This is a genomic window from uncultured Ralstonia sp. (assembly GCA_913056305.1).
In the GTDB taxonomy this organism is placed as follows: Bacteria; Pseudomonadota; Gammaproteobacteria; order Burkholderiales; family Burkholderiaceae; genus Ralstonia.
Map to the genome: position 1 here is coordinate 1 of CAJXMR010000180.1, position 9878 is coordinate 9878.

At 67.3% G+C, this 9878-nt stretch carries 9 protein-coding genes; 6 read left to right on the forward strand and 3 right to left on the reverse strand.

The window, feature by feature from the left end; translation table 11 throughout:
* Positions 1-95 precede the first annotated feature (95 nt).
* Positions 96-806 carry a Crp/Fnr family transcriptional regulator gene (locus tag QZ609_RS20635; RefSeq protein ID WP_295498920.1) on the reverse strand — a complete coding sequence of 237 codons (711 nt, stop codon included), beginning with the start codon at positions 804-806 and terminating at the stop codon, positions 96-98.
* A 171-nt stretch (positions 807-977) separates the two neighbouring features.
* Between QZ609_RS20635 and QZ609_RS20640 the strand changes: the two genes are divergently transcribed.
* The gene (locus QZ609_RS20640) at positions 978-1514 is read left to right on the forward strand and encodes an Mpo1-like protein (RefSeq protein ID WP_295498923.1); all 537 of its coding nucleotides are present in this window, start codon (positions 978-980) and stop codon (positions 1512-1514) included.
* 11 nt (positions 1515-1525) lie between these two features.
* Here the strand turns inward: QZ609_RS20640 and fdxA are convergent, their stop codons facing one another.
* A complete protein-coding gene (fdxA, locus tag QZ609_RS20645; RefSeq protein WP_295498925.1) occupies positions 1526-1864 on the reverse strand; it encodes a ferredoxin FdxA in 339 nt (112 codons plus the stop codon).
* A 138-nt stretch (positions 1865-2002) separates the two neighbouring features.
* Positions 2003-3703: a hypothetical protein gene (locus tag QZ609_RS20650; RefSeq protein ID WP_365902034.1), complete on the reverse strand. Its 1701-nt coding sequence runs from the start codon at positions 3701-3703 to the stop codon at positions 2003-2005.
* A 376-nt stretch (positions 3704-4079) separates the two neighbouring features.
* On the opposite strand from QZ609_RS20650, the gene QZ609_RS20655 reads away from it, so the two are divergent.
* The 5 genes from QZ609_RS20655 to QZ609_RS20675 all read left to right on the forward strand — a co-directional run.
* Positions 4080-4943, forward strand: coding sequence for a LysR family transcriptional regulator (locus tag QZ609_RS20655; protein WP_295498931.1), 864 nt, complete (start codon positions 4080-4082; stop codon positions 4941-4943).
* Positions 4944-5065: 122 nt separating this feature from the next.
* Positions 5066-6169: a putative 2-aminoethylphosphonate ABC transporter ATP-binding protein gene (locus tag QZ609_RS20660; protein WP_295498934.1), complete on the forward strand. Its 1104-nt coding sequence runs from the start codon at positions 5066-5068 to the stop codon at positions 6167-6169.
* A gap of 7 nt (positions 6170-6176) precedes the next feature.
* Entirely contained in the window at positions 6177-7931 is a 1755-nt protein-coding gene (locus QZ609_RS20665) for a putative 2-aminoethylphosphonate ABC transporter permease subunit (RefSeq protein WP_295498937.1), read from the forward strand.
* A 27-nt stretch (positions 7932-7958) separates the two neighbouring features.
* The gene (phnX, locus tag QZ609_RS20670; protein WP_295498939.1) at positions 7959-8837 is read left to right on the forward strand and encodes a phosphonoacetaldehyde hydrolase; all 879 of its coding nucleotides are present in this window, start codon (positions 7959-7961) and stop codon (positions 8835-8837) included.
* A 44-nt stretch (positions 8838-8881) separates the two neighbouring features.
* The coding region (locus QZ609_RS20675; RefSeq protein WP_295498942.1) for a putative 2-aminoethylphosphonate ABC transporter substrate-binding protein at positions 8882-9878 on the forward strand (997 nt) is incomplete at its 3' end.

Genomic DNA, 9878 nt, shown 5'->3' on the forward strand with positions numbered 1-9878 from the left:
GCCAACTCCGCACCATGCGAAGGGCGAATGTGCGAGTGGGAACACATTATAGGATTGCTGCAAACCTCCCGTATGTAGGGATATTGGGGAGGATTTCACCCCCTCGCGATTGCGCGCAGACCATCAAGGTCCAGCAGTTCGATCTCGCCATAGGCCACCTTGAGGATGCCGCGCGCCTGGAAGTCCTTGAGCACCTGGTTGACGGTTTGGCGGGATAGCGCCAGCAACTGCGCCAGCTGCTCCTGCGGCACGCGCAGTACGCGGCGGGTGCCCAGGCGCAGGTCGCCATAGCCGCCGGCCATCAGCAGCAGGCGCCGGGCGACGCGCTCGGCGGCGGGCAGCAGGGCGGTTTCTTCCAGCACCGTGAAGGTCAGGCGCAGCTTGTGGGTCAGCAGCAGCGCAAACGCGTGGAGGTGCTGCGGCGCGCTGTCCAGCAGTGCGGTCAACGGCGCTTGCGGCATGTGCAGCAGGGTGGTCTCGCCCTCGGCGCGGGCGTCGTGGGTGCGGGCCTGGCGGTCGAACACGCCGATCTCGCCAAACCAGTTGACCGGCTCCAGCACCGCCAGCAGCGATTCGCGCCCGTCCGCGCTGGTCGCGCCGATGCGGATGGCGCCGTCCACCACGCAGTAGAGCCCGTCAGACGGGTCGCCGCGGAGGAACAGGGTCGCGCCGCCGGTCACCCGGCGCACGGCCGCCATCCCGATCAGCGCATCCTGGAGCGGCGTGCCGAGCGCGCCAAACCAGCTGCTGGCGTGCAGGCGCTCGCGGTAGGCGGGCGGGACGGAGCGAAGGAGGGCGCGGTCCATAAGGGGGAGCAGTGAGGTGCGCTGTAGCTAGGGCTAACCCGAGGATGTACGCGGTTTGTCGGCTACGCGACAGAGCATTGCGCCACCGGCTGACTAGGATGAAAGGATGATAACGAGGGCGCCGCGCACACGTCCATGCTGCGTCCGCACAATGCGCACCCGGAGATCGCCATGCGAAGCCTGTCAGACCACCTTTCGAACTACGCGGCCTATCACCAGGACGGCCGCAATATCGCCACGCATTTCGTCGGCATTCCGGCCATCGTGCTGGCGGTGGCGATCCTGCTGTCGCGTCCGGTGTTTGCCATGCTGGCAGGTGGTGTGGCTGTCACGCCGGCACTGCTTCTGCTGGCGGCGGTGACGGTGTTCTACCTGCGCCTGGATGTGGTCTTTGGCGTGGTGATGTTCGTGCTGATCGGCCTGTGCGTGTGGGTAGGCAACCAGGTGGCCGCGCATTCGACGGCGTCGTGGCTGTCGGTGGGCATCGGCCTGTTCGTGATCGGCTGGATCGTGCAGTTTGTCGGCCACTATTACGAAGGGCGCAAGCCGGCCTTCGTCGATGACCTGGTTGGGCTGGTGGTTGGCCCGCTGTTCCTGGTGGCGGAGACGGCGTTTGCGATGGGCTTGCGTGCGCCGCTGCGCGACGAGGTCGTCAGCCGCTCGCGCGCCATGCGTGCGGCGCTCGGCGCCAAGCACGCGGCGGCCTGAACTTTCCTTCTTTATTCGGGTGCGACGACCAGAGCGTCGCGCTTGTCCTTCACCTGCGCCCAATGGGCGTGGTCGACCAGCGGCGCCTGCACCGTGGTCAGGCGCGGCCAATCGGCGCGGCGCGCGAGCTGCGCGTTCAGCGCGATGAACGCTTGCTGGTCTGCCGGCACGTCGGCTTCGGCATAGATGGCGCCGACCGGGCATTCCGGCGCACAGATCGAGCAGTCAATGCACGCATCCGGATCGATCACCAGAAAGTTGGGCCCGGCGTGGAAGCAGTCCATCGGGCACACCGCCACGCAGTCGGTGTACTTACATTGGATGCACGACTCGGTGACGACGTAAGGCATGAGGTATCCGGTTGGACGGCGCAAAGCCGCGATGATGGCACGGCCGCAAAACAAAACGGGCGCGCCGGTTTGTCCATCTCCTACAAAACCCCTGATGAACCCACCGATGCGCCCGCGTCATTCAGCGCTGGCCATGCGTCACTGCACGATGATCGACACCGTTGAATTGGCCGGCACTGTGATCGTTTCGCTATACGTCCCCGTCTGGGTGCCGCGCGCCACCGGGAACTGCCCGAAGGCCTGCAGCGTGGCCGGTACCGAGCTGGGCATCGTGCGGTCACTCACATAGTTCGAACCATCGACGGCGGGGATGGTGAAGCCGCTGTCGCTGCGGGCCGGGTAGGCAAAGCCGGACGGGCTGGTGGCGGCCGGCAGCAGGGCAATCGAGGTGCCCCAGCGGGCCAGTGCATCGCCCAGCCCCGCGCCGCCACCTGCCTGGATGGCGGTGCTCAGCAGGGTGGCCGAGTCCGTCGACGAGAAGTTCTGCAGCAGGTTGCGGTAATACGCCAGCCCATATTGGCGCAGCAGGAAGCCGCCCAGGCTGCCCGAAATCGGATACCCCGGGCAGGTTGATGACAGCGACGGATCGAACGCCGTCAGCGAGCAGTCGTACGCGCTTTGCAGCCAGGCCGGGAAGCGGCTGTCGCGCACGTTGTCGAAGCTCGGGTTGATCAGGCTGGAGAGCACGTCCTCCATCGTCATTGCCGTCAGTTCTTCCAGCCACGTGCTGAACATGAACTGCGAGCCCTGCAATACGCCGCGCTGATAGAAGTTGGCCATATGGGTGAACTCATGGCCGAGCGTGGAGATGACGGTGTTTAGGCCATCGGCGCCGCCCAGGTAGATCGTCTCCGAATCCACATACAGCGACAGCGACTGGTTCGACAACGGCTGCGCGCTGGTGGTGAAGTTGTTGCGCGCCCAGAAGTAGCCCACGCGGCCGTAGGGCTGGCCATCCGGCATGATGTTCAGCACGACGATGTCGAGCGCTTCGTTCGGGTCGATCAGGCTGGCCGAGCTGGAGTACGGCCCCCACGGCTGGCCGACCAGCGACGTGGCAAGGGTGTAGACCGATTGGCTGCCCGAGGTGAATTTGGTCAGTAGCGTGGTGATGATGCTGTCGGAGATCTTGCTGGTGCCGTACTCCGCGTTCTCCACCCACAGGTTGACGACGCGGCCGTCGCCGGCGGTGGCCTGCTGGCGCAGCGTGGCGGTGCGCACGGTGGCGGTGCCGTCCGGCTGCTGATGGTTCCAGGTGCGCTGCGTGCCGACGCTGGTGACCGACTGCGGACGCAGCACGGTGTTGTTGGAGGCGCTCATCGGCTTGGCCGGCGCGGGGCCGGCAGCATAGCCGTCCAGTGCGTGGGCGTTGAAATCGGAGAGCTTGCGGTCGAACGCGGCGGTGACGTCGTCGTTGCTGGCCGCAGCGGCCACGTTGCCGGAGGCGCCGCTGGTGGGCGACGTGGTGGTGCTCGTGCCCCCCAGGCCGAGGCCAAGCAGGCCGGTGCTGGTGAGGGAGACCGACGGCATCGGCTGGGCCGACGCGCTCTGGTTGGTATAGACGAGCGTGACGCTCTGGCCCTTCAGGCCGGCGATCGACACGGCCACGGAACCTGCCTGGCCGCCCGCATTGGTGGCCTGCCACACGCCCACGCCGGAACCCGCGTAAGTCGTGCCCATGGCGCCGCAGTTGCTGCCGCTGCACGCAGGCGTGACGGCAATGCTGGCAGGCGTGGCTTGCGCGGTTGCTGCGCCACCATCCGAACCGCCGCCACCGCCACAGGCCGCCAGCGCGCTGACCGCTGCCGCCACGACGGCGGCCGTCCAACCCGATTGCATCGTGCTGCGCCCCGCGCGCAGCGTAACGGACGGCGCGGTACGCACGTCCTTCTGACTGCCTTGCATCCCAATTCTCCCAAACCGTTCTTCTTGACGCGCGAGCGGCTCGTGACCGATCAGCGCCGACGGATTCTCAAGGCCGGTCGCAGAATTCGATTTGGGGAAGTAACGGGTCGGCAGGGGTCATTTCCCCCCGCGAAAGGGGGGTGCTAGGCCGCCACATTGTCGAAAAGGTTGAAAAAGTTGTAGCGCAAGGATGAGGAAGCAGAAAACGAAGGAGGGAGCCCAGCGCCACTTTCAGGCCGGGGCCTTCCGCTAGAATGGGCCGCCACGCCTCTTCGCGTGCCGCTGATAGGCGGCACAGCAATCACACCGCATGCTCGTCGCGCAGCTCAAATCCTTCTTCATGGTCGCCCGCCTGGGCAGCATCACGCTGGCCGCCAAGCAGCTCGGCCTTTCCCAGCCGACCGTGACCTCGCAGATCCGCGCGCTGGAAGAGGCCTACGGCGTGGAACTGTTCTACCGCGGCGGCCGGCGGCTGGCGCTGTCGGACGCCGGCGTGCGGCTGATGCCGCTGGTCGACCAGCTCGTGCGGCAGGAAACCGAGATCGACTTCTTCCTGCGCAACTCCGGCGACATGGGCACGGGCCACCTGCGCATCGGCGCCACGGCGCCGTACTACATCCTCGATATCGTCGACCGCTTCTGCCGCAGCCACCCCGGCATCGACGTGAGCATCGAGGCGGGCAACTCGGTGCAGATGCTCGACGCGCTGCAGGAGTACCGCGTGGACGTGGCATCGTCGTCGCAGCGCGTGGACGACGCGCGCTTCCTGCGCATCGAGCTGGCGCGCGATCCGCTGGTGCTGGTGGTCCACCGGAGCCACCCGCTGGCTGCACAGGCGAGCGTGCCGGTGGCAGCGCTGTCATCGTGCCGGCTGCTGGTGCGCGAGGTGGGCTCCACCACGCGGGCGATGACCGAGACGATGATGGCCCAGGCAGGCGTGGCGGCGGCGTCCACCGTGGAGATCGGCAGCCGCGAGTCCATCCGCGAGGCCATCATGCGCAACCTGGGCGTGAGCGTGATCGCCCGCCAGGAGGTGCCCAGCCATGCAGACCTGCGCGTGCTGGCCTTCGAGGGCGCGACGCCCGAGCTGAGCGAATACCTCTACTGCCTGCAGGATCGGCGCGACGCGCGGCTCATCGCGGCATTCCTGGCTGAAGTGCGCCCGGTTTCGTAATCCACCCGAACAAAAATCTGGAAATGCGCGCATTGGCGTTTTTGGGGTAACTGCCACGCGGGTTACATGTCGGCTGGCTACAGTAGCGACCGCTTTTGCTACTGCCCCAACCGCCCCCGCCGATGCCCCAGCCTGCTTCCGACCCGATCCCGGGTAGCGCCACGCCGTTCCTCTCTGTCCGGCAAGTCACCCGCCGGTTCGGCGCTTTCACCGCACTCGATGGTGTGTCGCTGGACGTGGCGCAGGGCGAATTCGTTTGCCTGCTGGGCCCGTCGGGCTGCGGCAAGACCACCCTGTTGCGCATCATTGCCGGGCTGGAGGCGCAGGACGCCGGCCAGATCGTTGCCGGTGGCCGTGATATCACCAACCTGCCGCCGCGCGAGCGCGACTACGGCATCGTCTTCCAGTCGTACGCGCTGTTCCCCAACCTGACGGTCGCGCAGAACGTCGCCTACGGGCTGGAAGCCACCAACGGCAACCGCGCGCGCATGCAGGCGCGGGTGGCCGACATGCTGGCGCTGGTGGGTCTGACGGGCAGTGAGGCGAAGTATCCGTCGCAGCTCTCGGGCGGCCAGCAGCAGCGCGTCGCACTGGCCCGCGCGCTGGCGCCGGCGCCGTCGCTGCTGCTGCTGGACGAGCCGATGTCGGCGCTGGACGCCCAGGTGCGCGAACACCTGCGCATCGAGCTACGCCGCTTGCAGCGCAAGCTGAACGTCACCACGCTGATGGTCACGCACGACCAGGACGAGGCCATGGCCATGGCCGACCGCATCGCCGTCATGTCCAACGGCCGCATCGAGCAGACCGGCTCGCCTTCCGAGATCTATACGCGCCCGGCCACCGGGTTTGTCGCCGGGTTTGTCGGCCAGGCCAACTGGCTGCCGCTGGAGCGCGCCGAGGACGGCACGCCCACGCTGGCTGGCCAGCCGCTGCTGCTCGATCCGGCCTTTGCCGACACAGCCGCCGCTACGGGCCGCCTGTTCTGCCGCCCGGAAGCCGTCACGCTGCACCCGGACGCCGATGCCCCCAACCGCCATCTCGCCCGTGTGGTCGACCAGATCTACCTGGGCAGCCGCACGCGCGTGACACTGGCCATCGATGGCCTGGCCGATGCGCCGCTGGTGGCTGAAGTGGCATCCGGTGCGCTGCGGACCGGTCGCGGAGGCCTGGGCGAGAGCAAGTTGTGGATCGCGCTGGAGCGCGATGGCCTGCGCGTGTATGCCTGAGGTCGTGATGTCCATGCTTCCTCCCGAGACCACCGTGGTGCCGACCACCCAACAAAGCCAGCCGGCACGCACGCCGTTCTGGCGCACCGATGCGCCCGTGCTGGCCGGCATGAAGCTCGGCTGGCTGCTCCTGCTGACCCTCGGCCTGCTGCTGCCGGTGGCGATGATGCTGCTGCAGGCCACGGGCCTGGTTGCCAGCGCGCGCAGCACCGATGAGCACGGTCTGGCACTGGTCGCCCACGTCGTTCACGACCCCAACTTCGTCAACATGGTGGGCCGCAGCCTGGCGGTGTCGAGCGCGGTGGCCGCCATCGTCGTGCCGCTGGCGTTTGCCTTTGCCTACGCGGTGCAGCGCACGCGCATGCCGTTGCGCGGCACCATGCGCATGCTGGCGATGCTGCCGCTGTTTGCACCGTCGCTGCTGCCGGGCATTGCGCTGGTCTACCTGTTCGGCAACCAGGGCCTGTTCAAAGGCTGGATGAACGGCGGCAACATCTACGGTTTCTGGGGCATCGTGCTGGGCGAGACGTTCTACACGTTCCCCTATGCGCTGATGCTGCTGCTGGCCACGCTCACGCTGGCCGATGGGCGCCTGTATGACGCGGCACGTGCCATGGGCGCTGGCCCGTGGCGCACGTTCCGCACGGTCACGCTGCCCGGTGCGCGCTACGGCCTGTTCGGTGCGTTTGCGCTGGTGTTCACGCTGGTCGCCACGGATTTTGGCGTGCCGACCGTGGTGGGCGGCAGCTATCAGGTGCTGGCCGTAGAGGCCTACAAAGCGGTGGTGGGTCAGCAGCAGTTTGCGCGCGGCGCCGTCATTGGCCTGATGCTGCTGCTGCCCGCGCTGTTGACCTTCGCCGTTGAGCGCCTTGTGCAGCGCCGCCAGCATGCCGCGCTGGCCAGTCGCGCCCAACCGTATTACCCGCAGCCGGATCGGATGCGGGACGGGCTCTATCTGCTGCTGACGGCGCTCGTGGTCGGCTGGATCCTGCTGATACTGGCCACCGCCGTGGGCGCCTCGCTGGTCAAGCTGTGGCCGTACAACCTCGAGCTGTCGCTGCGCAACTACGACTTCGACAACATGGACGGCGGCGGCTGGCTGGCTTATCACAACAGCCTGAAGCTGGCCGTGTTCACCACCGTGTTCGGTACCGCACTCATCTTCACGGGCGCGTGGCTGGTCGAGAAGACGCGCACCACGCGCGCCACCGCCTGGCTGCATCCGGCCATCCGCTTTGCCGTGCTGCTGCCGATGGCGGTGCCTGGCCTCGTGCTCGGCCTGGGCTACGTGTTCTTCTTCAACCATCCGGCCAATCCGCTCAACGGCCTGTACGGCAGCATGGCCCTGATGGTGCTCTGCACGATCATGCACTGCGCCACGGCGGCCCACTTCACGTCGGTCGCGTCGCTGGGGCAGCTCGATCCGGTGTTCGAGGCGGTGTCGGCCTCGCTCAAAGTGTCGGCGCTGCGCACGTACTGGCGCGTGACGCTGCCGATGTGCCTGCCCGCCGTGCTGGCCTGCGCGCGCTATCTGTTCGTCTCGGCCATGACCACCGTGTCGGCCGTGATCTTCCTCTACAGCCCTGACACCGTGCTGGCCTCCGTGGCCGTGCTGAACATGGACGACGCCGGTGACATCGGCCCCGCCGCCGCCATGTCCACGCTGATCCTGGTCACGTCGATCGTGGTATCGCTGCTGTTGGAACTCGCCACACGCGGTGTCATGCGTCGTACGCAGGCCTGGCGCACCGCCTCTCATTGAATTCGTAGCAAGCAAGGAAACATGAACATGGGCGACTCCTCCCCAATCACGACCCGCCAAGCTGGCGCAGAACGGGTCAACCCGCGCGCCACGCCGCTGCGCCTGGAAGCCGCCGTGCTCGACTGGGCCGGCACCGTGGTCGATTTCGGCTCGTTTGCCCCCACGCAGATCTTCGTGGAGGCGTTTGCCGAATTCAACGTGGCCATCACGCTGGACGAGGCGCGCGGCCCGATGGGCGTAGGCAAGTGGGACCACATCCGCACGCTGTGCAACGACGGCGCGATTGCCGCGCGGTTCTCGCTCGCGCACGGCCGCATGCCCACCGATGACGACGTCACCGCCATCTACAACTGCTTCATGCCGCTGCAGATCGAGAAGGTGGGCGCGCATTCGGCGCTGATCCCGGGCGCGCTGGAGACGATTGCCGCGCTGCGCGAGGCGGGCCTGAAGATCGGCACGTGCTCGGGCTACCCGCGCGTGGTGATGGACCGGGTGGTGGCGCTGGCCGCCGAGGCCGGCTACCGGCCCGACTGCGTGATCGCCTGCGATGAAGTGCCGCGTGCCCGCCCGTGGCCGGCCCAGGCGCTGCGCAATGTGGTCGACCTCGGCATCGGCGACGTGGCCGCCTGCGTGAAGGTGGACGACACCGTGCCCGGCATCGAAGAGGGCCGCCGCGCCGGCATGTGGACGGTGGCGCTGCTGATGTCGGGCAACGCGCTGGGTCTGCCGTACGAGCAATACGTGGCGCTTGCCGCCGATGAGCGCGCCCGCCACCGCGTGGCCATCTCGGCGGGCTTCGCCGCGTGCCGCCCGCATTACGAGATCGACACGATTGCCGATCTGCCGGAAGTCGTGGCCGACATCAACCGCCGCCTGGCGGCCGGTGAACGACCGCAATGCCTTTGAGTTTCGTTGTCCCAACCGCTGTTTCATCACACCCTGAGGAAACCATGACCGCACGTCTTTCCCTGCTGGCGGCCGCTGCCGCGATGGCACTGGCCACGTCGGCCTACGCCAAGACCACGCTGACCGTCTACACCGCGCTGGAAGCCGACCAGGTGGCCGAGTACAAGGCCGCCTTCGAGAAGGTCAATCCGGACATCGAGATCAAGTGGGTGCGCGACTCCACCGGCGTCGTCACCGCCAAGCTGCTGGCCGAAAAGAACAACCCGCGCGCCGACGTGGTGTGGGGCCTGGCCGCATCGAGCCTGGCCATCCTGGACAAGGAAGGCATGCTGACGCCGTACGCGCCGGCCGACCTGTCGAAGATCGACGCCAAGTACCGCAGCGCCGCCAACCCGCCGGCCTGGGTGGGCATGGACGTGTGGGGTGCCACGATCTGCTTCAACACCGTGGAAGCGGAAAAGCAGCACCTGCCGAAGCCGACCTCGTGGGCCGACCTGACCAAGCCGGTCTACGCCGGCAAGATCGTCATGCCGAACCCGGCCTCGTCGGGCACGGGTTACCTGGACGTGAGCGCCTGGCTGCAGATGCTCGGCGAGCAGAAGGGCTGGGCCTACATGGACGCCCTGCACCAGAACATCGGCCAGTACACGCACTCGGGCTCCAAGCCGTGCAAGATGGCCGCCGCCGGCGAGTTCCCGATCGGTATCTCGTTTGAATACCGCGCCGTGAAGTCGAAGAAGGAAGGCGCTCCGATCGACATCGTGCTGCCGTCGGAAGGCCTGGGCTGGGACGTGGAAGCCACCGGCATCATGAAGGGCACCAAGAACCTGGAAGCCGCCAAGAAGCTGGCTGACTTCTCGGCCAGCCCCGCCGCCATGGCGCTGTATGAGAAGAACTTTGCCGTGGTGGCCACGCCGGGCTTCTCCAAGCCGGACGCACTGCTGCCGGCCGACTACGAGAAGCACCTGATCAAGAACGACTTCGCGTGGGCCAGCGCCAACCGCGACCGCATCCTCGCCGAGTGGACCAAGCGCTACGACG